This window comes from Salinivibrio sharmensis, assembly GCF_001995985.1.
In the GTDB taxonomy this organism is placed as follows: domain Bacteria; phylum Pseudomonadota; class Gammaproteobacteria; order Enterobacterales; family Vibrionaceae; genus Salinivibrio; species Salinivibrio sharmensis.
In genome coordinates this window covers 62,442-83,741 of the sequence record NZ_MUFC01000010.1, presented here as the reverse complement: position 1 = coordinate 83,741, position 21,300 = coordinate 62,442, and the positions used below count along the sequence as shown (strand labels likewise).

Genomic DNA, 21,300 nt, shown 5'->3' with positions numbered 1-21,300 from the left:
CTATATGTCAAAAGTCATTTTAGAAGGTTTTATTCTCGTGCCAGACACTGATCTTAAGGCCGTGACGCGAGAGCTTGTTAATCATGAAAAGTTGACGTTGGAAGAGCCGGGCTGTTTGGCCTTTAAGGTTCAGCAACATTCGGACAACCCGCTGCGATTTGATGTTTATGAAGAGTTTACTGATCGCTCAGCTTTTGATAAGCACCAAGAGAGAGTTAAATCATCCTATTGGGGAGTGGTTACGCAAAATGTCACGCGTCACTACCAGATCAGCGAATAAAGCCTGGGCTGAATACCATCGTTATTTATCGCGTATAGCCGCTAAAGCGTAAGGGCACACCCATGCACCTGACTTTCCGTCCCATCAATCTTGAAACCGATTTTGCTTATTGTGTGGCTGCACGTCGGGACGCTTTTGTGTGTAGCTTTGGATCCGATGCGGGGTTTGAAGACTTTCTGGCTGGCTATTTTGAACGGGTGAGTGAACGCATGAATCAGCCCGAGTGGTTTTATCGGCATATTTTTGTCGATGGAGAATGGGCTGGGCAGCTTGAATTTCGCAGCACGTCACCGGAGCCTGAGACGGGTTATCTGCATCTCATCTATCTTGCACCTGCCTTTCGTGGTCGAGGGTTTGCTCCTTTGCTTCAGCGCTATATCGAAACCACCTTAACAAATGCGGGGTGTCGCCGAGCGTTGCTATCTGTAAGCCGTGATAATCATCGTGCGTTAGCCTTTTATCGCCAGCACGGCTGGGAATTTGTTCGCGCCAACCCCAAACATGCGAAGACCGATTTTTACCAGTGTTGGTTGCCGGCGTAGATACTTATTCGCGCCAATATGCGATTATGGCGCGATAGAATGTTTCAGTAGGCGAGTGATTTATGACACTGATATGCCAGTCAAAAAGGCTCAATGTGCGACAGTTTATACTCGACGATGCGCCGTTTATTGTGGAGCTGCTTAATGATGCGTCGTTTATACGCTATATCGCAGATAAAAAGGTGCGCACTGAACAAGATGCAGTCGAGTATCTTCGTCACGGGCCGCTCACAAGTTATCAAGCACATGGCTTTGGCCTGAATCTGGTAGAACGGCGGGAAGATAGTGAGCCCATTGGCATGTGCGGTGTGCTCAAGCGCGATGAGTTGGCATATCCAGATTTAGGCTACGCGTTTTTATCGCGTTATACCGGGCAAGGATACGCCACAGAAGCCACCCAGGCGGTGCTTGAGGCAACCTTGATAGCGAGCGGACTGACTACGGTTCAGGCGGTGACCTTACCGGACAATCAACCTTCAAACCGTTTGCTTGAAAAGCTCGGGTTTCAGCTACAACACCCAATCATGCTTTATGGGCATAGCAACAATCTGTATCAATACACCCGTACCTGATCGACATTAGGCGTTATTGAGCACTGTCACCCTGAACCGTGACGCGGTGTAATCGTCTGGGTGTGTCGCCATAATCGGTTACTGCGTAGTGTTGGGTGGCGCGATTATCCCAGATCGCCACCGAGTGTTTTTGCCAGCGAAAGCGAACATGATATTTCGATTGGCGAGCTTGACTGAACAGTGTCGCCAGCCGTTGTTGGCTGTCAGCCTCTGGCCAATCGGCAATCGCGCGAGTAAATTGCTCGTTAATAAATAGTACTTCTTGGCCGGTTTCTGGGTGAGTTTGCACCATGGCACGGCGAATGGGTGGGTAGTCTTGAGCGCGTTTCGAAACCACACTCTGGCCGTCGGCGTCTTGATGATCGTAACGGCTACCTTCAAAGGCGTGCAATGCGTGAATGGTGTTGAGCTGGCGTAGCTCGGCTTTTTCTTCGTCGGTGAGATCAGCCCATACTGCTGCCATGTCACACCAAATCGTATCACCGCCATGTTCTGGTACATATTGCGCGTGTAAAACCGAGCACTTGGGCGGCACCGCTTGCCATGTCATGTCGGTGTGCCAATAGCTTTGGCTGGGTGGATTGCCGCGGCTGGTTTCAATCACGACCACTTGGTCGTTGTCGGGCAGGTGCGGAAAAAACGGGTGAGGAGACTCAAGCTCGCCGAAGCGTTTTGCCAGTTCGACATGATCGTCGGTAGAGAGAGGCTGCTCGCGAAAGAAAAGCACTTTGTAGCGTAAAAATGCTTGGTACAGCGCCGCAAACTCAGCCTCGGAAAGCTGGGATAAATCGATATTATCGACTTGCGCCCCTAACGTATCGCCTAAAGGGGTTATCTTCATTTGAACCATACCTTACCGCCAATGAATTTGTAGGCTGGTGTGCCTCGCACCAGGGTGTCACGCGCAAAGGGCTGTTCGCACTGAGGGCAGTGACACGGCGTGGTGGTGGCATCTTCAACAATCCTTTCTTTAAAGCACTTCACCAAAGCGCCTTTACCACCTTTTCGGTATCTAAACAGCTGTGCGTTACAGCGTTTACAGAAAATATCGATGGTTTTGGTGGGGCCTTTTTTATTCGGTTTTGCCATTTTGACTGCTCAAGCGTCACTACATTATCAAAGCTTGATAGTGACGAGCCGGACGTAGGCTGTCAATCAGCTATCGTTTAATGACGCTTTACGTTATTAACGCTGTGCGTTACTATTAGGTTTATGATTCGAACGCTTAAGTGCAAAGATGTCGAAATCGTTGATTATCACTAAGAGGTCGCTCATGCGTACTGTAGAAGCTGTCACACCTGGCGAGTTACTAAAAGAAGAGTTCCTGACTCCGATGGGGATTTCGCAATATCGTTTGGCTAAAGAAATCGGAGTGCCCGCACAGCGTATTGGTCAAATTATTGCTGGTAAACGGGCTATAACGGCTGATACAGACCTGCGTTTATGCCGTTTTTTTGGATTGTCGAAGGGCTATTGGCTGCGTGCTCAAGTGGCCTATGATACTGAAATTACTGAACATGAGCTCGAAGATCAGCTGAATAGTATTCGCCCATGGACAGAAGTTTCGACCATAAACAAAAGCCAACACGTGTGATCGTGTTGGCTATCGCTCTCGCCTCATAGCCAATGTAAGTGCAAGGGGGCTTTTTGCTTAGTTTGCGACTTTCACGCGGATTTTGCTTTTCGCAACACTGGTGAGGTTTAAAGCGGCCATCGCGGCTTTGGCTTCTGCTTCGTCAGGCATGGTCACAAAAGCAAAGCCTTTGGATTCGCCAGTTTCTTGGTCCAGCACCAGGTTGCATTCGGTGACATCGCCGTGTTCAGAAAACAGCTGACGGAGTTGGTGTTCGGTAGTGGTGCGAGCAAGATTGCGAGCTAAAAGTTTCATTGTTGTCCGTTAATATCGAGGTAACAGCACCGATTGTGTCAGTAAAGGATGCCACGACCAAGTAATAGTTTGGCTTTCTTATCGATACGTTAGCCTTGAGTGCTGCTCAGCCGACGGTTATGCGTCACTTTCTCCTAAGTCGTGATTAATCTTATCCAGCAGCGCAATAAGTTGCTGCGCTTGCTGACCATCAATGCTGGGAAACTTACAACGAATCTTTTCAGGAATTTCCGCTGCTTGGTGCTGCAGCTCAGTGCCTTTGCCCGTCAATGTTACCCACCGCTTTCGCTTATCGTCTTCGTCTTTCACGATGGTGAGCAAGCCTTTATCGCTCATCTTTTTCAAAATCTGCGTCATCGCGCCACCATCAATGCCGGTTTTCTCAACCAGGTTTGCGATCGCGAGTCGGTCAGTTTCCCACAGTGCCATCATCACCACATATTGCGGGTAGGTGAGATCAAGCTCGCTCAACCAGGTTCGATAGGCACGCGAAATACCGTTGGAGGCCTTGTATAAGCGGTGGCAAATTTGGCTATTGAGCTGTAATTGGGGGTAAGTCATGGCTTATCACTGTCTGTGTGTCTAGTGAGTATTTTATTTTGCGCGCAAAGTATTTGCAATGTTGGGGTATGCGATCTAATATTTTGCATGCAAAATAAATAAACCTGATGCAAGCGGCTTTACCGCACTTGCTGAGTGCGAAGCAGTGGGCCGCAAGCGGACTGGACTACAGGAGAGTGAAATGAAAGAGCTACAAAGTGTTGCCTATACAGCAAAAGCGACCGCTACCGGAGGCCGTGAAGGGTCAGCCAAATCTGATGATGGACGTTTAGATGTGGCGCTTTCCACGCCTAAAGGTTTGGGCGGAAACGATGGTGAAGGGACAAATCCTGAGCAGCTTTTTGCCGCCGGTTATGCGGCGTGTTTTATTGGCGCGCTTCGTTTAGTGGCGGGTAAAGCAGGCGTCACTTTGCCGGAAGACACCCACATCAACTCAGAAGTGTCGATTGGCCCCATTGATGGCGGCTTTGGCATTGCCGTGAAGTTGGCAGTGTCTGTGGGTGATCTGGATAAAGAGACCGCGCAGTCATTGGTCGAGCAAGCGCACCAGGTATGCCCGTATCCCAATGCCACGCGTGGCAATATTAAGGTCGAATTGTCAGTGATTTAACCTAACTGGCACGCTATGATAGGGAGCGCTGTGTAGCGGGGCTCCCTTTTTTATGTCCGCTTTTTATGGAAGCAGCGCGTTGTTCGGCGCTCCTAACCTCGAGTGCTCAGCATTGACCGCTAGGGCTATTGACCACTAAGACTAGCGCACAAGCCCTATACCAATAACAAGGATGATGAGAACTGGTATGTCAGAAACCACCACTAGTCAGCTCAACAAGATAAGCGTCGCTCCACTGACTGATGCGGACATCGACGATGTTCGCCAGGTATCCCTACACGACCAACAAGTGAAATTTGCCGGCACCGCAGACGAATTTCTTACCGAGACCAGTGAGACCATTCACCGCCATGTGATCAAGCGAGCGGGCAAGACGGTAGGCTTTTTTAAACTCGATACCGACTATGCCTCTCAGTACGACTTTTGTCCGCCAAAGACGCTGGGTCTGCGCATGTTTGTGGTGGATGCGCGGTATCAAGGGCAGGGTTTAGGTACCGGTGCGGTTAAAGCCTTGCTTGAGTATTTGCCCGTTGATTATCGTGATTTCAATTGGGTGTATCTAACGGTGAACTGTCAAAACCCGGCCGCTAAAGCCTGTTACCAAAAAGGCGGCTTTACTGATACAGGCGAGCTGTACTGGGGCGGCGCGGCAGGGCCTCAGCATATTATGTATGCTGCGATTGACGCCGATAATAAGGGCAAAGCGCAATGAGAAAGGGCAGAACCACAACGTTTGGTCATACGCGACAATGGCTTAGGGCAGGCTTAGACTTGCACACGATGTGCCAACAGACAGCTCGAATCATGAGTGTGTTGTTTGTCGGGGGGCTATCAACGGGGGCTTATGCGCAAGGGTTGGATTTTCGCGTTGAAACCGGCGGGGTGACGTTTAGCAAAAATGATGTCAGCATCCCCGGAGATACTGGCACTCGCTTTGATATGACCGATTTAACCGGCCGATCCGCTACGCCCTACTTGCGTTTGTATGGCACGTATCAGTTCAATCCCCAGCACGCGGTGCGCCTAACCTTTGCGCCTCTATCTGTCGATGGTCGTGGCACGCTGTCAAAAAGCATCCAGTTTCAGGATCAGCGCTTTGCCGATGGGCAAGCGATTGACGCGGATTATCAATTCAATACCTATCGTGCGACATACCGCTGGACGTTTTACGATCATGGCCCTTGGCAGTGGGGCGTTGGTGCCGCCGCCTTGGTGAGAGATGCTGAAATCACCCTCGCGCAAGGTGAAACAAAAGCAACGAAATCCAACGTTGGTATAGTGCCCTTGCTGCATGGCTATGGGCAATATCGCCTGTCCGATCGCGCGGCGTTGATCTTGGATGTGGAAGGCGCGTGGTCACCCATGGGACGTGCGGTTGATGCGGCGCTGATGTTGGAGTATCACCTTGGTGATGGCTGGTATGGCGCTCTGGGATATCGCACCCTAGAAGGTGGGGCGGACAACGATGAAGTCTATAACTTTTCTTGGCTTCACTATGGCCTAGCCAGCCTCCGGTACCGGTTTTAGTGGGCGTAAGTATCAGTTGCAACAATCTCAGCTGCCAGTGTCATGAGGCGTGTATGAAATCTGTTTATGATTATGTAGTTGTCGGTGGTGGTATTGTTGGCGCGTCTACGGCTTGGCAGTTAAAACAGCGTTATCCTGACTGCTCTGTACTGCTGGTGGAAAAAGAGGCAAGCGTTGCCCAACATCAAACCGGGCATAACAGCGGCGTGATCCACGCGGGTGTCTATTATCCACCAGGCAGTTTAAAAGCCGACTTCTGTAAACGAGGGGCGGCACTGACTATTGAGTTTTGCGCCAAACACGGTATTGCGGTCGAAAACTGCGGCAAGCTATTGGTCGCCACCAACGAGCAAGAGATGGCTCGGATGCAGGCGCTCTATGAACGTTGCTTAACTAATGATATCGACGTGCGCTGGCTGGATGCGGCGGAGCTTCATGCTGAAGAGCCGAATGTTAAAGGCTTAGGTGCCATTGCGGTTCGCGCGACCAGCATTGTTGACTATCGGCGGGTGACTGAGCAAATGGTGTGTGAGTTTGAAGCGCTCGGTGGTGTCACCCAACTCAGTACAGAAGTGATTGGAGCCAGCGAAGCGGCTGAACAAGTCACTCTCCATTGCCAAGCAAGCGGGGAGCGCCTGACGATTCAATGCCAATTTGTGGTGACATGCAGTGGGTTGATGGCAGATAGAATGACCAAAATGATGGGGATCCCGACCGCGTTTCAAATTATCCCTTACCGCGGTGAGTACTATCAACTCGCGAACCAGTACCAAGGCTTTGTGAATCACCTTATCTATCCGATTCCCGATCCCGACTTACCTTTTTTAGGCGTCCATCTCACGCGGATGATAGACGGCTCCATTACGGTGGGACCTAACGCTGTGCAAGGCTGGAAGCGAGAAGGCTATGGCAAGGTCAATCTCAGTCTAAAAGATACCTGGCAAATGCTAACGTTTGCGGGCTTTTGGAAAGTGACCATCAACAACTTAAAGACTGGCTTGGTCGAGCTGAAAAACTCGTGGTGGAAGCCGGGCTACGTCAAACAAGTCAATAAGTACTGTCCGACAATAAAAGCTAAGGATTTGAAGCCTTATCCTGCGGGGATCCGAGCTCAAGCGGTGCTAAGTGACGGCACCTTGGTACACGACTTTCTGTTTGCCGAAAGTGCGCGGAGTTTACACGTGTGCAATGCGCCATCGCCAGCCGCGACCTCTGCGATGCCGATTGGTGAATACATTTGTGACAAGGTGACGCAAAAACAGCAGTGGCTCAGTAGTGAGGCTGATTAGCGTTACATACTGGAAAGTGAAAGCCAGCACCTATTCGTGGCCGCTGGCTCTTACTTTGATTATTGGTAACCCACAGTAAATGCTTGTTGCAAATGCTTAGGGATTTCGGCTTCATCAAGCATGGCGACCGCGAAGTCTTCCATTGAAATGCGAGACTGTCCGTCACTATCTGTCACTAAGGTGTCTGTCCCCAATGTGTACTGACCGGTGCGAGTACCAGGTGCGATCATGGCGGCAGGCGAGAGGTAACTCCAAATCACATCTTGGCTGGCGAGGCACTGCTCATATTGCACTTGGCACGCGCGTGCAATCTCAACCGCTGAAGCAGGGAGAAATCCTTCGGCGTTTAACACGGTTTCACCGTCAGTGCCCGGAATCATCAGTCGAGCGGCACCGCCGACAATCAGAACGCGCATTTGATGGTGGGCTGCGCCTTGGACGACTGCTTGGGTTAACACGGGTAAATGTGCTTCTTCGCCTGTCGGTGGACGTAACGCCGTAATGGCAAGATCATGACCAGCCATTACCGATGCCACCTTGTCCGCATCGCTCAAATTGGCGGCGACAGGTTTTACGCCGTCGGGTAGCTTGCTGAATGCCGCCTCGTTACGTGTCACTGCCGTGACCTTATGGCCGCGTTGCAACGCTTCCGACACAATTCGACTGCCAATATCGCCCGTGGCACCAAATACGATTATATTCATTACGTTAGTCTCCATGTTATGACTCCTGTGTGTCCTTATGCCGCGCAATAGCCAGTAAAAAGGGTGGCTGTCATACGCTTGTGGTTAAACCATGCTGAACTGATTAAGTTGTGATTAATTATCTATCTTAATGTAAAGATAGTTTCTAAAAATCTTTACGTCAAGATAAGTGTGTAGGTGTTTTTTATTGAGGAAGACTGAGGGGAGCCAATGAAGATAGCGATCCGGCAAGGATGGCCGCTTGAGCAAGCACAACAGGTCGCTGAGTTGTATGAGCAGGCGTTTGGGATGAAGTTCGCACGGGCAATCCCTAATCAGGCAGCGCGCGTGGCGATACTATCCCGATGTTTCGTCCCAGACTTTTCGTTTGCTGCTATGCAAAACGGCAAGGTGGTGGGGTTGGCCGGGTTTCAAACTCAAGCCGGCGCGTTGACACAGGGTATGGGCGCAAAACAACTGATCGATAGTTTGGGGCCCATTAAAGGCATTTGGGCCTGTGCAGTATTGGCGCTGTTTGAGCGTAAAGCGGCACCCAATGAATTGGTGATGGATGGCATTGCTGTTGATAGCGCTGTGCGCGGGCAGGGGATTGGCTCCCAATTATTGGATGCCATTGTGGATTATGCTCAAGCACATGGCTTTGAAAGCGTTCGATTAGATGTCATTAATAGCAACCCCAGAGCCCGCAAGCTTTATCAAGCCAAAGGCTTTGTCGCCACTAAAGAAGAGCGCTTTCCGCACCTAAAATGGTTAGTCGGCTTTTCAGGCGCCACCACCATGGTCAAGGCGCTGAACTAAAACAACAAGAGAGACAAGGATGTTTATGATTGAAACACGTCGACTTGTGCTGCGTGACATGCAGCCGAGCGATGAAGAGGCGTTTGTTCACTTAACGCAACACCAGAAGTACCAGCGTTTTTATAGCGAAACGGACTGCCAGCCAGAGGCATACCGAGACTTACACGCGCGCTTTATCGAACAAGCCAACACAAATCCACGCGTGGCTTATCAGTTAGCGGTTATCTGCAAGCAATCAGAAAAATGTATAGGCACCGTCGGTTTAAGGCTTGAGGACAACCGTCAAGCTTCCATCGGATGCGGCCTAGCTGTAGAGGCGCAAGGCGCGGGGCTAATGAGAGAGGCGGCTGTCGCGCTGGCCGACTTTGGTTTTGAGTCTCTGGGTGTGCATCGGTTATACGCTGAGACTATTTACGATAATCTTGCTGCAACCAAGCTTTGTCGTTCACTTGGCATGCGACAAGAGGCCCATTTTCATCAGCATCGTTTCTTTAAAGAACGGTGGTGGGATACGGTGGTTTACGCCATATTACGACACGAATGGGAGCAAGGATGATGAAAAAAGCACTACTTGGCGCACTGATGGTGACACTGCAAGCGTGTACCAGTGCGCCCGTTGATAATGAAACGACCAACGCTGCAGAATGTGTCGGTAGCACGGCGTTGCCAAGCGCATGGGCAGACAAGTTTGTCGCTGTGGACGATCCAGCGTTACTGGCGTCGTCGTTGGGTCAGCCATTGGAAGGGAAGCTTTGCCAAGGCAAGGTATATCAGGCGACTGAAGGGGTGACAGTATATCGCGCGTGGAATAGCACCAACCCGCATAGTCAGTTTGGTCACTGGTGGTCGTTATCACAACCGTCTGGCTTGGTGGCGGATTATCGCCAAGACTATGAGATTTGTTATCAATGGTCGCCGCTCGATAAATTGGTACAGTGCACCTTGCAACCGGGCGCCAAGATTGTGGTGGGTAACGGTCAAAGCGCGAAATGTTCCGAGTATTTAACCTATCCAACCTCAAGTGCCCAACAAGTTTATCTGCAAGAGGCGGAGCAAGCGGTTCAACATTGTCAAACGTTTGATGCGGTGATGCGTTGGCAGTGATGCGCGGCAATCAACAACTCAATCACATCTAGGTGGCGAGCGCTAAGGCGATGGGGTGACAGGCGATCAATAAGTGTTTATTTCTCAATTTCAATGAGATAGCCTTATTCTATGACAAGAATTGGAACAAGCACATGGAATTAGTCGCCCCCGCACTCAATCACCAAGCAGCCTTTACACGTTTTTATGATGATTTTGCTCAGTTTGACCCCGATAATGCCGATTATTATCGGCCGGGGAAAGACGATTTCCCCACTTACGTGACTCGGTTATCGGATGAGGCATTGGGTAAAAACCTTCGTAAAGGTTATGTGCCGTGTAGTCATTTTTGGCTGCTTGATGCTGAGCAACAAATCATTGGCGCGATTCGGATCCGCCATCACATTAATACGCCATTTCTATCTCAAGAAGCCGGACACATTGGTTACGATATTGCGCCGTCATATCGTGGACGCGGATGCGGCAAGCAAATGTTAGCCTTAGCGCTGCCCAAGGCGAGAAAGCTAGGGATCACTCGCGCTCTAATTACCGCGAATGAAGACAATACGGCATCGCGTAAAGTAATTGAAGCTAATGGCGGCATGTTGGAAAACATCATCAATGGCGAAGTGTTCAATGAATCATTGGCGCGGTACTGGGTGGACATTAATGGATGATTCCCCGCGCGTGGACCAACTGGACAGTGATCGTCTGTTGCTGGTGGCGCCTAATATGACCCATCAGCCTTTCATTTTAGAAGCCGTGTTGGAAAGCCAGCACACCCTTGCTCCTTTTATGGATTGGCTGCCGCACGCGTTGACCGAATCAAGCTCGATTGAAAACACCCAACAAGCGATTGATAACTTTGACATGTTCATTAACGAGTTACGCTACTCGATTTTTGAAAAATCGACTGGGCAACTGGTGGGTGTGATCAGCTTAATTATCCGCAACATCGCGATTCCTTATTTTGAAATAGGCTATTGGCTGCGGAGCTCTAAAGAAGGCCTTGGCTATATGAGTGAAGCGGTGCGAACGCTAGACCAGTACGCGTTTGATGGCCTTAATGCCAAGCGTGTCGAAATCAAAACCGCCTACGAAAACACCCGCAGCCGTGCGGTAGCCGAGCGCTGTGGGTATCATCAAGAAGCGATACTTATCAATGACCGTATCCTGCCGAGCGGTGCGATTTCTAGCACTGTGGTTTATGCAAAAGTGGCGGCATTTGAAACAGAGGAGAAATAATGATCCCTGTGAATACTTCCGTGGTCTCGGGCGTAGCGCTCTCTCGTATTGACGGGGAGACAAAAATGCTACTGATGAAGCGAGTGAAAGGTGGCTTCTGGTGCCATGTTGCGGGCTCGATTGAAGCGGGTGAGACCGGAGTGGACGCCATCGTCCGTGAGTTTAGCGAAGAAACCCAGATAGCGGTGGCTGATTTATATAACGCGCAATTTTTGGAGCAGTTTTACGAAGCATCGGTGAATGTGATCGAGCTTATCCCTGTATTTGTGGTGATGTGTGATGATAATCAAGCCATCACGCTTAATGAGGAACACACCGAGTTTCGCTGGTGCTCACTTGATCAGGCAAAAGCCTTGGCGCCGTACCCAAATCAGCATGCTGTATATGATCATGTTTGGGCTTACTTTGTTGATCAGCCCGTTAACCCGTTATATCGCGTCAACTTGCCTAACCATCAGGAATGAACCATGAGAATGGAACGCTTTTTTACTCAAGATACATGATATTGCACGGTGACACGGTTTCCTTGGTACCAGCTAAACCTTGATTATAAGCTGGCGCGCTACCGTGGTTAAATTCGCGTTTTGCAATATCGTCACGTAGAGTAGCGCTTTTATTGACGAGCGCGTGCTCGAGTTGCTGAGAACCCTTATGGATACACAACCTAATAACCCGCTGCACGGGTTAACCCTACAAACCATATTGACCCGTTTGGTAGAACATTATGGTTGGTCAGGCCTCTACCAACATATCAACGTGAACTGCTTCAACAACGATCCTTCGATGAAATCATCGCTGAAATTTTTGCGTAAAACGCAGTGGGCGCGCGATAAGGTCGAAGCCTTGTATATTGATACCTTTTGTTAAGGGTGAAATACGTGGATTGGCTATTGGGTGGTTTTTGTTTTTAAAGTGATTGATTTTAAATAACTGTCGTTAAGGTGTCGGGGCGCTGTCGTGGTAATGTCGCCCCCATTTTGCATAGTGTCGATAGGGAAGAGCACAAAGGAGCAAGGATGAACGTGAAAGTACTCAGAGTTCAAAAAGGGTGGTCGCAAGACCAATTAGCACAATTTAGTGGGCTCAGTGTTCGGACGATTCAACGTATCGAACGCGGCCACAAACCCGGATTGGAGTCGCTGAAATCGTTGGCTGCTGTGTTTGATATCGACATTACTGATTTGCAAAAGGAGACAGACATGCAGGCAGATACTTCAATGAGTCCAGAAGAAAGAGCGATTGCCAAGCGCGTCCGCGCCCTCGGCGGTTTTTATTCTCATTTGACGCACTATGTGGTCGTGCTGGCGATTTTGTTTATTATCAACTGGCTAACCACACCAGGCTATTATTGGGCTTGGTGGGTCGCATTGGGATGGGGGATTGCCGTGGTCAGCCACGGTGTCAGTGCTCTGGGCATTGTCGATCTCTTTGGTGATAAGTGGGAAAAACGTCAGATAGAGAAGCGACTGAACGCGCGGTCTAAGCGTTAATCGCTACCTGATAACGCCGAGCGAATGTGCCTCGGCGTTTTTGTTTTTCACCAACTAACAGACATGTTTACTGAGATGCCGCTTGTCGCTGCTGGAAGCGCGTTGCGTGCTCGACTAAGCCTTTGAACAGCGCACGCTGACAGCCAAGATACAGCAAAAATTCCGGATGCCACTGTACGCCCAGTGTATAGGGGCGGTTGGGCGACTCAATGGCTTGTACAATGCCATCTAAATCACGTGCGCTAATCGTTAAATCCTCGCCTAACGCGTTAATCGCTTGGTTGTGCAGGCTGTTTATTTTGAGTCTGCCTTGCCCCAACCGTTGCTGGATGTGGCCGTTGACATCACGCAATATACACAAGGTTTTCATCGGGAATATTGTCCAGCGATGAGAGGTTTTTTTACGTTGCTCGCGCAAGCTTTGGTGCAAGGTGCCGCCTAAGCAAATGTTGAGAAGTTGCGCACCACGGCAAATCCCCAGCAAGGGCTTTTGGCTTGCCAGTGCGCTTTTGATAACGGCACTCTCCAGGGCATCGCGTTCAGAATCGTAGTTGGGTTTGACCTCGGGCTCCGCAGCATACAAAACAGGCTCGACATCGTGCCCGCCGGTAATCACTACGCCATGATAGGCGTCTGGGTCCAGCGCGGTACCGGGGTGTAGTTGTAACGGCTTGCCACCATAGAGTTTGACTGCCGCGGCAACAAAAAAACGTGGCAGCCGTGCGCCTTTGCTCGGGCCGGTTATTGCGATGACGGGTCTATCCATAAATTGTGCACCTTTTCCGCCCAGTTATTAACGATACGCGCTAATGGATCGTTGAGATAGCCCAAATAGGCTTTGCAACATGCGTCCAGTCGCGCCGGATCAGCGGCGAGTTTTTCGACTTCCACCCAATCGTTCCATGCTTCGTGAATGCCCCAGTTCGGTTGGCTGACTTTACTATCCGGTAACCGATAATGAAACGTGGGCCGCGCTTGTGTGAGCCCATCATCAATGACTTTATTCACTCGCTCTGCATCAAGGTGAGTGAATAAGGGCAGCATATCCAGTGCACGATTACGAGTAGGGTTATCAACAAGGTAGTCATCAATCAAGGTGTTGAGGTCAGGCCAATAGTCCTTGGCTAATACACGCTCAACGTATGCTTTGGGAAACGGGTCGACATAGTTGGTTAGACGCCGAGATAGATCAATATCAGCTCGCTTTAAAAGCCAGTCATACAAACATAAGAATGCTTTTAAGTGCGCACAAATCGTTTTGGCGGTTAGATCAGGCAGCTCTGGATTAAGCTGCATGCCAAACGCATAAACTGGGCTGTCTTCGGTTCCTTCGGCTCCTTGCTGACGGAGATGAGCAATGAGTTGGTCTACCTCTTGCAGGCGGTCAAGTGGCAGAGGAGGGCCGACAATTTCCACGGGGACAAAGGCTTTTGCCGCCCATGCCAATAGATCTTCGGCGGATTGATCCAGTCGATTGGTCATGGTGTTTTCACTACGATCGCTTTGCCCTAAGCGCTTGAGCTTGGCATAGTCGAGCTCAACCACCCAGTCTCCGGCTTTGTCTCCGTCCAAGCGACGGTCATAACGGCCACCACGTTTAACGCTAAGAGAGAAAAAGTCAGCTACTAATTGGGTGATGGTATCAAGTTCTAGACCACTGAGCTCTATCTCAACGCCTACGCGGCGCGTATTTCCCTTAGCGTTTGAGATCTGAGGCGGTGTTTTCAGTGGTGAATGTGGCGCATCCATGGTTTTTTAGCCTCATTTTTATCGACTCTAGATAAGAGATGGGGATAAACCTTTGACAATTAAAGGTCTGAGGGGATAAATATTAAACACCTGTTCAGTGATGCCGAGAGCACTGAACAGGCTGGTTGTTAGCCGTTAACAGCGATGTTTGGGTTGTTTTCTACGCGATCTTGTGCCCAGCTTTCAAGCGCCATGCGTTTGATTTCATTGAGAGCTTCACTGGGTAGAGGACTCTTTATACCGACTTGAATCGTGTCATCATGGTACAGGTATAGTCGAGATAAAAACTGCTCAAAGGGCAGGGAAGCTTCCCCGTATTGCTCTCCTTTCCCTTGCGTTGACACCACCACGCCATGCCCCCAGTCCTGGCCGCTGTCATTATTGGGGTTGTAGAAATACACCCGCATGACGCTGTCTTGGTCAAGGGCGATACGTATCAAGGTTATCGCGTGCCAGCCGACAAATCGACCTTGGCTGCTAGTGACGGCGATCCCAACCGGCTGGGGGTGTATAACGGGTATGTTGCCGTTATAAAGCGGATGATAACTGCGGTAGAAGCGCTCGATAAAACTATCAAACTCTTTGAGTTGTCCTGTTTTAACGTCAACGGCAATCATGAACTCACGCCCCACGTACCAACCATGAAACTCTGGGTTGATCCATTTATGCGGGTCTTGCTCACGGTTAACACACAGTCGACCCATTTCAATATAAAGTTTGTCCAGATGCGGGACGAGAACAACTGACACTGGGTCTGTATCAAATGGTAACGCAGTGCTCAGACCTTGCAAGAGGGTGTGAGAGTCTAACGACTGTCCTTCAAAATGCATGCGTAGGCTCTGATTGCAAGCAACTTGAACGATACAGTTAAGTAAGTAATCAGGGTCATTATACGCCCACATGGATATTGCACGTGCCGATTGGCAAGTCGGGTTGTTGCCTTGAGCCACACCTAGCGGCTGGCCAAGCACTGACATGACACCCGCTAACAGATGAACGCGAGCGGGGAGTTGCTCACCAAAGGCCAAGGTCAGTGTATGGGCGACGTCTGGGTGTAGGTTGAGATGAATCTGACGCCACAGACTCGGGGCGACAGGCGCATCGAACAGAACACCCCGTTCTAGCATCATTGCCAAGCCATACACAGCTTGCGCGGTTTGCGGATAGATTGCTTCTTGGATCAGTGTATGCACCAGCTGACGATAGGTCACTAGGCAGTCTAAGCCAGTATTACTTAAACCTAGCGCGGTGGGGAGTGTGTCGCTGCCCTCATTGTCCAGTAACCACCGTAAAAATATGGCGTGGTAATCAGATGCTAAACCGACATCATGCATCGCACGTGCAAATCCCAACGCCTCTTGCTGTAAAGCATTGCTGTCCATTGCTCCAAGACGCTCACAGTAAGCATCTAGCCCTGGGTCGTCATAACAGCCCTGGGTTGGGCCGTATAACGCACTCACAAGACGATCGATGCCAAGCTTGGCTTCACCTAAGTTAATCTGCTCCTGCGATACTAAGATAGAGATCTGATTGATCATCGCCTTGATGGGGTTGACTTGGATAGGACGTTGCGCGAGCACGCGCCAGACCTCATCAACCAGCTCACTGAGAATGGTTTCGTAGCCCAGGTGACTGAGAATAAAACGATATAGGGTGCTAATGGCGGGGGCCGTTGCACCAAGTCGAATACGGCTCGACTCGTCGGTGAGACCCATCACGAGCGATAAATTGAGGCTCAATACCTTGGCAAGAAACTGGTGCGCTTCTTGTTGAGAGAACAGAGGGGAAGAGATCTTCCCCTGGACGATAGCTAGCATCCGAAGCTGGCTGAGACAATCTAGCACCACGGTTGCTTTGTCGGCGTGGGCTATGGTGTCTGGCACCAGATTCGCGACTAAGTACTCAGGCTGGCCCCAATCTGTGCCCTCAAAAAGGCCTGCTTCGGTGAGGGTCACAATACGAGAGTAAAGTTGGTTAATGCCGTCATCCTGCGCCAATACACGCCCACAAATATCAATCACGTGAAATTGGTGGCGCGCTTTGGCGATGGAACTCACTTGACCAAGTTGTTCAACGGCATGATCAAGCTTATTCAGTAAGCTAGACATAGAAATCAAGATCTTCCTGTGCTTTTAATAAGTCACGCATAACGTGGGGATCTTCACCATAAAAGTGGAGCAAGCCCCAGTGTGTGCCAAATGCACTGCGTTTAGGCACTTTCCCTTCCATGGGTGATTGTAGCTCATGAAATTCAAAGTACTCGTGGTTCTCGGTCTCTTCAGGAATGGCTAATTGACTCACTACCCGGCGTCTTGGATAGACCCCAAAGGTACCCGCGACCCCTTTTGCATCTTTGATAGGCGTTGGGAAAAAGGCTTCTAGCTCTTCGTCAGTCGTGTGTGGGTCGAAGGCGACGACCATACCTTGATAGCAGTTAAAGTCGTAGACGCGTTCAATAATTTCAAAGCCTTGGAAACCGGGTGGGCGGTAAGCCACTTCACCAAAGTACATTTGCCCATCGTTGGTCACAAAGTATTCAGGGTGGATAAAGCCAAAATCAATATCAAACGCTTCAATCAGCTTCTCGATTTCCTGAGTCACTTTTTCGCGATACTTTTCCAACTCGGGGGAGGCAGGAACAAATACCGAGTAGCCGAGCGTGACGTATTCGGAGATGTTTAAAAACTGGATTTTGCGGTTTTTAATAAATGCTTCGACCGCGAACTCCCAACCATCGAGGTGACTTTCCATCAACAGTGGAAACTCTTCATCGGAGACACGATCGAGATCATCAGGCTCACGCACCATCCAATGGCCTTCGCAGCCAGCTTTGTCAAAGGCTTTGAGGTGAATGGGATCGTTCGGGTCGCCATCAAGTTTTAGCAACGCTTGGTTAACCCGGCGTAGAAAACGCACCACGTCGGATTTATCTTGCGCTTCTTCAAAGATTCCAACCCGAATACCACCGATTTGTGCACGGCGTTTCATCAAGGACTTATCACGAAAGAGAAGTGACTGTCCCATCAATTTGGGGTTTTTAAGCAGCACGGCGTTAATGGCGCCGGCCCACTCTACGGTTTCTTCGAACAGTGGAATGGCGACATCGACACCCATTTCTTGCAAGGTGGTGGCAATTTCAAATGAGCGATCATTGAGGCGCTCAAAATCCCACGGCAAATAGGGAATATCATGTTCTTTGGCGTACTCTTCTGCCCATGTCGGGGCAACAACGACATATTTACGATCGAAACGGCTAATCGCATCAATTGCATTTAGGCTCCATCCCAGGATGGCGACGAAGCCTTTGTTTGGATCATAGTCAGCCATATTGCTTCCTTCTACGTCGAATGTGTGTCATCACTGTCACATAGCTAGGTGTAAATAGTAACCACGTGTCCCTGTTTCTCTGCTGGAAGTGTGCGCTAGCTAGCTGGAATCAGTAAGAATAATGAATTGTTTCATTGACAAAGACTTACTTGCTTGAGCTCATCTGAAAGGGACGGGGTGGTCGAAAAAGTGTGAGATTGATTGTCAAATACCTCTACCTGCATCGGTTAAAAGCTTGTAACTTATGAGCAAAAAGCACACAACCGCACAATGACAAGCAAAGAACAATAAAAACATAATTTCAAGGTATTCAGGGAGCGAAGTATGGCAAAACGGGTAGTGGTATTAGGTGCAGGCATGGTCGGTGTGTCGGTGGCGTGGCACCTTTTAAACCGAGGTTACGATGTCACTGTTATTGATAGGGTGGCACCAGGGCAAGAGACCTCGTTTGGTAATGCCGGGATTATTCAGCGCGAAGCAGTTAGGCCCTACGCATTTCCCCGCGATCTTGCCACCTTGTTGCGCGTATTGCCGAATCGTTCCGTCGACATCCGCTACCGTCCCACCAGTGTGATCCGAGCAGCTCATCCGTTATTACAGTATTGGCACTGTTCCAGTGAGAGTAAATACAAACAATTGGTGCCAGAGTATGCGGCGTTAATCATGCAATCTCTAGAGACTCATGAGGAGATGATTACATCTGCGCAAGCGGGGGCATTGATCCGCAAAGAGGGTTACCTAAAGCTATTCCGTACCCAAAAAGCCCTAGACGAAGAGTGTACGCGAGCTGCGTCAGATAAGGCGCTTTACGACGTGGAATACCAGGTGCTGGATGGTGAGCAAGTGGCGCGAATGGAGCCCGGTTTAACCGCTTCGGTTGCAGGGGCGATCCACTGGAAGCAACCCTGGACTGTCACTGACCCTGGCGCCTTGGTTAAGGCTTATGCCGACGATGTCATCGCTAAGGGCGGCGAGGTAAAGCTCGCAAACTTGCAATCACTGCAACAAACTGGTGAACAATGGGTGATTGAAACCGATCAAGAGCGTCTGCAAGCTGATCATGTGGTAATGGCAATGGGCCCTTGGTCCTCTTACTGGTTGCGTCAACAAGGTCTAGAGGTGCCTCTGTTTACCAAGCGTGGCTATCATATGCATTACCAATGCGATGAGAAAAAGCCGCTTAATCATTGGATCATGGATGCCGAAGTGGGGTATTTACTGGCACCTATGCGTGCAGGTATCCGTTTAACTACGGGCGCAGAGCTAACCGCCTTGGATGCGCCCATGGATCAGAGTCAGCTTCTAGCAGCCGAGCAAGAAGCGCGGGCTTTGTATCCGATCGGTGAACGTGTTGATGAAACGCCATGGAAAGGGGGGCGTCCATGCATGCCCGACATGAAGCCGGTGATAGGTGAGGCACCCGAACGAAAAGGGCTGTGGCTCGCCTTTGGTCACGGACACCAAGGGTTTACCTTAGGGCCAGTCACCGGGAAATTATTAGGGCAAATGATGGATGGAGAAACCCCGGACGTCGACATGCGCCCATATAGCGTTACTCGGTTTGCAAGATAGTGCATACCAATAATGGGCAGCGCATTGTGGCCATGACTCCATGGTACGCTCCCCATTAACATTTAATTGTATTACACCAGTACGACTACGCGACGCGAGCAACGCGCCAATGGCGTGGGTGAGGGAGGCGTGGCAGCAACAGCCCAGCGATCACAATCACAATGCCCACCACCTGAAGTTGGCTCACGGCTTGTCCCATCAAAAACGCGGTGAGTACCGCGAACACAGGCACAAAGTTAAAAAAGAGTGCTGCATTGGCTGAACCTAGATGGCGCACGCCGTTGAGCCAGAGTAAGTAACCGGCGACGGTACCCAGTACACCGATATAAAGAAGTTCGGAAACGGCCAGCGGACTTGCAGCCCAGACTTCGCCGAATGGATGAACCTCTGGTGTAAGCGCACACATGATGCCAATGACGGTTGCGCCACTCAGCATGCCCAAAAACGTGTAGGGGATCACCGGCATCCAACGGCCAATGCCTTGGCTGAAGAAGGTGTATGCACTCCATGCAAACATGCCAGTGAAAATCATCTGATCGCCTTGGTTAAAGTTTAATTGGCTGAGCATCTGCCATTGACCATTGGTGATTACCACGAGCACGCCCGATAAACTTACCACCAAGCTGAAAACTTGCCCTTTACGCGGCAATGCGCGAATCGCGATACAGGCGATAAGTGAAGTCACCAACGGGCTGAGCGCCATGATTAATGACCCATTGGTCGCTTGGGTGTACTCGAGCCCAGTGAACAAACAGAGGTTAAGACCGCCAATCCCCACGGCGCTGACGGTAGTCGCCCACAGCCATTGTTTAGCGCTGAGTGTGGGGACGCGGGTTCGGGTGAGCTTAAGATAAAAACTTAGACAAATTGCGGCGACGGCAAAGCGCCAAAAGACCAAGGTGAGCGCATTCACTTCATTCAGCGCATCTTTACCAATTGGGAAAGTGCTGCCCCAAAAAAAGGCACATAAAATGAGAAGGGCAATGGCTTTCCACAGTGAAGCAGTAGTTGTCATAGCAAGACCTGACTTGTTGAGTGATGTGCGCTAGTGTATAAGTTTCAAAATATGAATAAACCGGCAATATCAGAACGGTAGATTCCAAATATGAAACCTAACTATTCGTTAGACGATTTACGCTGTTTTTGTACCGTGGCGCAGCTAGGGAGCTTTAAAGCCGCAGCGCAGCAGCTTGCCATGCCGCAATCCACCCTAAGTCGTCGTATTCGCCAGCTTGAGCAGGATCTTGCTCTGCGTTTACTCAATCGCGATGCACATCGTATCTCGCTGACCCAAATTGGTCATCGCTACTTTGATCGTGCCGCAGGATTGTTCGATGAGTTGCAGGCACTCAATGATGATCTCGTCAGTGAGAAACATCACCCCCAAGGCAAAATTCGTATTAGCGCACCGATCAATGCCGGTAAGCAGTTTTTACGCTGCGTCTTTTTCGACTTTATGCGTGAGTACCCCGAGATTCAACTGGATCTTAACTTTTCCAATAGCTTGATAGATATTGAAGCGGAAGGCATGGATGTGGTGTTTCGAGTCGGGAATCCAGTGGTAGAAAATTGGATTGCACGGCCGCTCACCGATATTCACTTCATTTTGTGTGCCAGTCCTGACAGTGACTATCACGACGTGCGCTCACCCAATGATCTGAGTGGTCAGCCGGTGGTGATTTGTCATCCGATGACGGTTTGGGAGCTCACACACCATCAAACGGGGGAGGCGTTTGATTATCAAGCCACCACGGGCATACGTGCCGAAGTGGATGAAATTGAAATGTTAACCCATGCGGTGCAAGCCGGATTTGGCATCGGCTATATTCCTGATTATTCCGCGCTACCTTTGATAGAACAGGGCGAATTACAGCGCGTGTTGCCGCAATGGTGCAGTCGAGCGCGTACGCTATTTTTGCTCTATCGAGACCGAGAACAAGTGCCCTTGCGCGTTCGATTGTTGGTGGAATTCGTCCTCGCGCGTTTTACATCCTCTTAGCGCGTAATCAGGCATAAAAGGGCTGATTTCGATATAAAAGGGGCCACGTTTCAGTGGCCCCAAT

Annotated in this window: 28 protein-coding genes; 18 read left to right on the top strand and 10 right to left on the bottom strand. The window is 50.1% G+C overall.

The annotated features are described in order from the left end of the window. The first annotated feature begins 4 nt into the window (after positions 1-4). The 3 genes from BZG74_RS10805 to BZG74_RS10795 all read left to right on the top strand — a co-directional run bounded on the left by BZG74_RS10805 (position 5) and on the right by BZG74_RS10795 (position 1,394). Complete coding sequence (locus BZG74_RS10805) at positions 5-280, top strand: putative quinol monooxygenase (protein ID WP_077772608.1); 276 nt, start codon at positions 5-7, stop codon at positions 278-280. Positions 281-342: 62 nt separating this feature from the next. Beyond that, positions 343-822, top strand: coding sequence for a GNAT family N-acetyltransferase (locus BZG74_RS10800; protein ID WP_077772607.1), 480 nt, complete (start codon positions 343-345; stop codon positions 820-822). Between the two features lie 62 nt (positions 823-884). Beyond that, complete coding sequence (locus BZG74_RS10795; RefSeq protein ID WP_077772606.1) at positions 885-1,394, top strand: GNAT family N-acetyltransferase; 510 nt, start codon at positions 885-887, stop codon at positions 1,392-1,394. Between the two features lie 13 nt (positions 1,395-1,407). Here BZG74_RS10795 and BZG74_RS10790 read toward each other — a convergent pair whose 3' ends face one another. Together BZG74_RS10790 and BZG74_RS10785 are read right to left on the bottom strand one after the other, a co-directional pair. Continuing rightward, positions 1,408-2,235 (bottom strand): TauD/TfdA dioxygenase family protein, encoded by an 828-nt coding sequence (locus tag BZG74_RS10790; RefSeq protein ID WP_077772605.1) that lies wholly within the window; start codon positions 2,233-2,235, stop codon positions 1,408-1,410. Next, positions 2,232-2,483, bottom strand: a complete 252-nt coding sequence (locus BZG74_RS10785) for a hypothetical protein (protein WP_077772604.1) — start codon at positions 2,481-2,483, stop codon at positions 2,232-2,234. Before BZG74_RS10785 ends, BZG74_RS10790 begins: the two co-directional genes overlap by 4 nt. A gap of 184 nt (positions 2,484-2,667) precedes the next feature. On the opposite strand from BZG74_RS10785, the gene BZG74_RS10780 reads away from it, so the two are divergent. Further along, on the top strand, positions 2,668-2,988 hold the full coding sequence (locus BZG74_RS10780; RefSeq protein WP_077577889.1) for a HigA family addiction module antitoxin: 321 nt from the start codon (positions 2,668-2,670) through the stop codon (positions 2,986-2,988). A gap of 57 nt (positions 2,989-3,045) precedes the next feature. On the opposite strand, the gene BZG74_RS10775 is transcribed toward BZG74_RS10780, so the two are convergent. Together BZG74_RS10775 and BZG74_RS10770 are read right to left on the bottom strand one after the other, a co-directional pair. Further along, entirely contained in the window at positions 3,046-3,282 is a 237-nt protein-coding gene (locus tag BZG74_RS10775) for an RNA recognition motif domain-containing protein (RefSeq protein WP_077772603.1), read from the bottom strand. 117 nt (positions 3,283-3,399) lie between these two features. Continuing rightward, entirely contained in the window at positions 3,400-3,843 is a 444-nt protein-coding gene (locus BZG74_RS10770) for a MarR family winged helix-turn-helix transcriptional regulator (RefSeq protein WP_077772602.1), read from the bottom strand. 181 nt (positions 3,844-4,024) lie between these two features. On the opposite strand from BZG74_RS10770, the gene BZG74_RS10765 reads away from it, so the two are divergent. The 4 genes from BZG74_RS10765 to lhgO all read left to right on the top strand — a co-directional run bounded on the left by BZG74_RS10765 (position 4,025) and on the right by lhgO (position 7,269). Continuing rightward, entirely contained in the window at positions 4,025-4,453 is a 429-nt protein-coding gene (locus BZG74_RS10765) for an organic hydroperoxide resistance protein (protein WP_077772601.1), read from the top strand. Positions 4,454-4,640: 187 nt separating this feature from the next. Next, positions 4,641-5,165, top strand: coding sequence for a GNAT family N-acetyltransferase (locus tag BZG74_RS10760; RefSeq protein ID WP_077772600.1), 525 nt, complete (start codon positions 4,641-4,643; stop codon positions 5,163-5,165). Positions 5,166-5,257: 92 nt separating this feature from the next. Continuing rightward, positions 5,258-5,980, top strand: a complete 723-nt coding sequence (locus BZG74_RS10755) for a hypothetical protein (RefSeq protein WP_077772599.1) — start codon at positions 5,258-5,260, stop codon at positions 5,978-5,980. A 53-nt stretch (positions 5,981-6,033) separates the two neighbouring features. After that, on the top strand, positions 6,034-7,269 hold the full coding sequence (lhgO, locus tag BZG74_RS10750; protein ID WP_077772598.1) for an L-2-hydroxyglutarate oxidase: 1,236 nt from the start codon (positions 6,034-6,036) through the stop codon (positions 7,267-7,269). 59 nt (positions 7,270-7,328) lie between these two features. Here the strand turns inward: lhgO and BZG74_RS10745 are convergent, their stop codons facing one another. Further along, positions 7,329-7,973 carry an NAD(P)-dependent oxidoreductase gene (locus BZG74_RS10745; RefSeq protein WP_077772597.1) on the bottom strand — a complete coding sequence of 215 codons (645 nt, stop codon included), beginning with the start codon at positions 7,971-7,973 and terminating at the stop codon, positions 7,329-7,331. Between the two features lie 210 nt (positions 7,974-8,183). On the opposite strand from BZG74_RS10745, the gene BZG74_RS10740 reads away from it, so the two are divergent. The 8 genes from BZG74_RS10740 to BZG74_RS10705 all read left to right on the top strand — a co-directional run bounded on the left by BZG74_RS10740 (position 8,184) and on the right by BZG74_RS10705 (position 12,589). Next, positions 8,184-8,771, top strand: a complete 588-nt coding sequence (locus BZG74_RS10740; protein WP_077772596.1) for a GNAT family N-acetyltransferase — start codon at positions 8,184-8,186, stop codon at positions 8,769-8,771. Between the two features lie 19 nt (positions 8,772-8,790). Then, positions 8,791-9,327: a GNAT family N-acetyltransferase gene (locus BZG74_RS10735; protein ID WP_077772595.1), complete on the top strand. Its 537-nt coding sequence runs from the start codon at positions 8,791-8,793 to the stop codon at positions 9,325-9,327. Further along, positions 9,327-9,875, top strand: coding sequence for a hypothetical protein (locus BZG74_RS15840; RefSeq protein ID WP_077772651.1), 549 nt, complete (start codon positions 9,327-9,329; stop codon positions 9,873-9,875). The genes BZG74_RS10735 and BZG74_RS15840 overlap by 1 nt, the downstream gene beginning before the upstream one ends. 134 nt (positions 9,876-10,009) lie before the next feature. Further along, positions 10,010-10,531: a GNAT family N-acetyltransferase gene (locus BZG74_RS10725; RefSeq protein ID WP_077772594.1), complete on the top strand. Its 522-nt coding sequence runs from the start codon at positions 10,010-10,012 to the stop codon at positions 10,529-10,531. Further along, positions 10,524-11,099: a GNAT family N-acetyltransferase gene (locus BZG74_RS10720; protein ID WP_235605750.1), complete on the top strand. Its 576-nt coding sequence runs from the start codon at positions 10,524-10,526 to the stop codon at positions 11,097-11,099. Before BZG74_RS10725 ends, BZG74_RS10720 begins: the two co-directional genes overlap by 8 nt. Next, positions 11,099-11,563 (top strand): NUDIX hydrolase, encoded by a 465-nt coding sequence (locus tag BZG74_RS10715; RefSeq protein WP_077772593.1) that lies wholly within the window; start codon positions 11,099-11,101, stop codon positions 11,561-11,563. The genes BZG74_RS10720 and BZG74_RS10715 overlap by 1 nt, the downstream gene beginning before the upstream one ends. A 187-nt stretch (positions 11,564-11,750) precedes the next feature. Beyond that, a complete protein-coding gene (locus BZG74_RS10710) occupies positions 11,751-11,966 on the top strand; it encodes a VF530 family protein (RefSeq protein WP_077772592.1) in 216 nt (71 codons plus the stop codon). Between the two features lie 149 nt (positions 11,967-12,115). Beyond that, positions 12,116-12,589 carry a 2TM domain-containing protein gene (locus BZG74_RS10705; protein ID WP_077772591.1) on the top strand — a complete coding sequence of 158 codons (474 nt, stop codon included), beginning with the start codon at positions 12,116-12,118 and terminating at the stop codon, positions 12,587-12,589. A 67-nt stretch (positions 12,590-12,656) separates the two neighbouring features. Here the strand turns inward: BZG74_RS10705 and BZG74_RS10700 are convergent, their stop codons facing one another. The 4 genes from BZG74_RS10700 to BZG74_RS10685 form a co-directional block, all read right to left on the bottom strand. Continuing rightward, on the bottom strand, positions 12,657-13,355 hold the full coding sequence (locus tag BZG74_RS10700; protein WP_077772590.1) for a gamma-glutamyl-gamma-aminobutyrate hydrolase family protein: 699 nt from the start codon (positions 13,353-13,355) through the stop codon (positions 12,657-12,659). After that, positions 13,331-14,338, bottom strand: a complete 1,008-nt coding sequence (locus BZG74_RS10695; RefSeq protein ID WP_077772589.1) for an amidoligase family protein — start codon at positions 14,336-14,338, stop codon at positions 13,331-13,333. The genes BZG74_RS10700 and BZG74_RS10695 overlap by 25 nt, the downstream gene beginning before the upstream one ends. A 128-nt stretch (positions 14,339-14,466) precedes the next feature. Beyond that, entirely contained in the window at positions 14,467-16,446 is a 1,980-nt protein-coding gene (locus BZG74_RS10690) for a hypothetical protein (RefSeq protein ID WP_077772588.1), read from the bottom strand. Next, positions 16,439-17,665 (bottom strand): ATP-grasp domain-containing protein, encoded by a 1,227-nt coding sequence (locus BZG74_RS10685; RefSeq protein ID WP_077651347.1) that lies wholly within the window; start codon positions 17,663-17,665, stop codon positions 16,439-16,441. Before BZG74_RS10685 ends, BZG74_RS10690 begins: the two co-directional genes overlap by 8 nt. Positions 17,666-17,989: 324 nt before the next feature. On the opposite strand from BZG74_RS10685, the gene BZG74_RS10680 reads away from it, so the two are divergent. After that, complete coding sequence (locus BZG74_RS10680; RefSeq protein WP_077772587.1) at positions 17,990-19,237, top strand: NAD(P)/FAD-dependent oxidoreductase; 1,248 nt, start codon at positions 17,990-17,992, stop codon at positions 19,235-19,237. Positions 19,238-19,322: 85 nt separating this feature from the next. Here BZG74_RS10680 and BZG74_RS10675 read toward each other — a convergent pair whose 3' ends face one another. Continuing rightward, complete coding sequence (locus BZG74_RS10675) at positions 19,323-20,252, bottom strand: DMT family transporter (RefSeq protein WP_077772586.1); 930 nt, start codon at positions 20,250-20,252, stop codon at positions 19,323-19,325. Between the two features lie 90 nt (positions 20,253-20,342). Between BZG74_RS10675 and BZG74_RS10670 the strand changes: the two genes are divergently transcribed. Continuing rightward, complete coding sequence (locus BZG74_RS10670; protein ID WP_077772585.1) at positions 20,343-21,236, top strand: LysR family transcriptional regulator; 894 nt, start codon at positions 20,343-20,345, stop codon at positions 21,234-21,236. Positions 21,237-21,300: the final 64 nt, after the last annotated feature.

What these genes read in the sequence shown, in the direction of transcription:
- BZG74_RS10675 (WP_077772586.1), bottom strand. Translation starts at nt 20,252, where the DNA reads ATGACAACTACTGCTTCACTGTGGAAAGCCATTGCCCTTCTCATTTTA.
- BZG74_RS10685 (WP_077651347.1), bottom strand. Translation starts at nt 17,665, where the DNA reads ATGGCTGACTATGATCCAAACAAAGGCTTCGTCGCCATCCTGGGATGG.
- BZG74_RS10775 (WP_077772603.1), bottom strand. Translation starts at nt 3,282, where the DNA reads ATGAAACTTTTAGCTCGCAATCTTGCTCGCACCACTACCGAACACCAA.
- BZG74_RS10795 (WP_077772606.1), top strand. Translation starts at nt 885, where the DNA reads ATGACACTGATATGCCAGTCAAAAAGGCTCAATGTGCGACAGTTTATA.
- lhgO (WP_077772598.1), top strand. Translation starts at nt 6,034, where the DNA reads ATGAAATCTGTTTATGATTATGTAGTTGTCGGTGGTGGTATTGTTGGC.
- BZG74_RS10710 (WP_077772592.1), top strand. Translation starts at nt 11,751, where the DNA reads ATGGATACACAACCTAATAACCCGCTGCACGGGTTAACCCTACAAACC.
- BZG74_RS10765 (WP_077772601.1), top strand. Translation starts at nt 4,025, where the DNA reads ATGAAAGAGCTACAAAGTGTTGCCTATACAGCAAAAGCGACCGCTACC.
- BZG74_RS10760 (WP_077772600.1), top strand. Translation starts at nt 4,641, where the DNA reads ATGTCAGAAACCACCACTAGTCAGCTCAACAAGATAAGCGTCGCTCCA.
- BZG74_RS10670 (WP_077772585.1), top strand. Translation starts at nt 20,343, where the DNA reads ATGAAACCTAACTATTCGTTAGACGATTTACGCTGTTTTTGTACCGTG.
- BZG74_RS15840 (WP_077772651.1), top strand. Translation starts at nt 9,327, where the DNA reads ATGAAAAAAGCACTACTTGGCGCACTGATGGTGACACTGCAAGCGTGT.
- BZG74_RS10680 (WP_077772587.1), top strand. Translation starts at nt 17,990, where the DNA reads ATGGCAAAACGGGTAGTGGTATTAGGTGCAGGCATGGTCGGTGTGTCG.
- BZG74_RS10790 (WP_077772605.1), bottom strand. Translation starts at nt 2,235, where the DNA reads ATGAAGATAACCCCTTTAGGCGATACGTTAGGGGCGCAAGTCGATAAT.
- BZG74_RS10770 (WP_077772602.1), bottom strand. Translation starts at nt 3,843, where the DNA reads ATGACTTACCCCCAATTACAGCTCAATAGCCAAATTTGCCACCGCTTA.
- BZG74_RS10740 (WP_077772596.1), top strand. Translation starts at nt 8,184, where the DNA reads ATGAAGATAGCGATCCGGCAAGGATGGCCGCTTGAGCAAGCACAACAG.
- BZG74_RS10755 (WP_077772599.1), top strand. Translation starts at nt 5,258, where the DNA reads ATGAGTGTGTTGTTTGTCGGGGGGCTATCAACGGGGGCTTATGCGCAA.
- BZG74_RS10725 (WP_077772594.1), top strand. Translation starts at nt 10,010, where the DNA reads ATGGAATTAGTCGCCCCCGCACTCAATCACCAAGCAGCCTTTACACGT.
- BZG74_RS10745 (WP_077772597.1), bottom strand. Translation starts at nt 7,973, where the DNA reads ATGAATATAATCGTATTTGGTGCCACGGGCGATATTGGCAGTCGAATT.
- BZG74_RS10800 (WP_077772607.1), top strand. Translation starts at nt 343, where the DNA reads ATGCACCTGACTTTCCGTCCCATCAATCTTGAAACCGATTTTGCTTAT.
- BZG74_RS10690 (WP_077772588.1), bottom strand. Translation starts at nt 16,446, where the DNA reads ATGTCTAGCTTACTGAATAAGCTTGATCATGCCGTTGAACAACTTGGT.
- BZG74_RS10805 (WP_077772608.1), top strand. Translation starts at nt 5, where the DNA reads ATGTCAAAAGTCATTTTAGAAGGTTTTATTCTCGTGCCAGACACTGAT.
- BZG74_RS10720 (WP_235605750.1), top strand. Translation starts at nt 10,524, where the DNA reads ATGGATGATTCCCCGCGCGTGGACCAACTGGACAGTGATCGTCTGTTG.
- BZG74_RS10735 (WP_077772595.1), top strand. Translation starts at nt 8,791, where the DNA reads ATGTTTATGATTGAAACACGTCGACTTGTGCTGCGTGACATGCAGCCG.
- BZG74_RS10715 (WP_077772593.1), top strand. Translation starts at nt 11,099, where the DNA reads ATGATCCCTGTGAATACTTCCGTGGTCTCGGGCGTAGCGCTCTCTCGT.
- BZG74_RS10695 (WP_077772589.1), bottom strand. Translation starts at nt 14,338, where the DNA reads ATGGATGCGCCACATTCACCACTGAAAACACCGCCTCAGATCTCAAAC.
- BZG74_RS10705 (WP_077772591.1), top strand. Translation starts at nt 12,116, where the DNA reads ATGAACGTGAAAGTACTCAGAGTTCAAAAAGGGTGGTCGCAAGACCAA.
- BZG74_RS10780 (WP_077577889.1), top strand. Translation starts at nt 2,668, where the DNA reads ATGCGTACTGTAGAAGCTGTCACACCTGGCGAGTTACTAAAAGAAGAG.
- BZG74_RS10785 (WP_077772604.1), bottom strand. Translation starts at nt 2,483, where the DNA reads ATGGCAAAACCGAATAAAAAAGGCCCCACCAAAACCATCGATATTTTC.
- BZG74_RS10700 (WP_077772590.1), bottom strand. Translation starts at nt 13,355, where the DNA reads ATGGATAGACCCGTCATCGCAATAACCGGCCCGAGCAAAGGCGCACGG.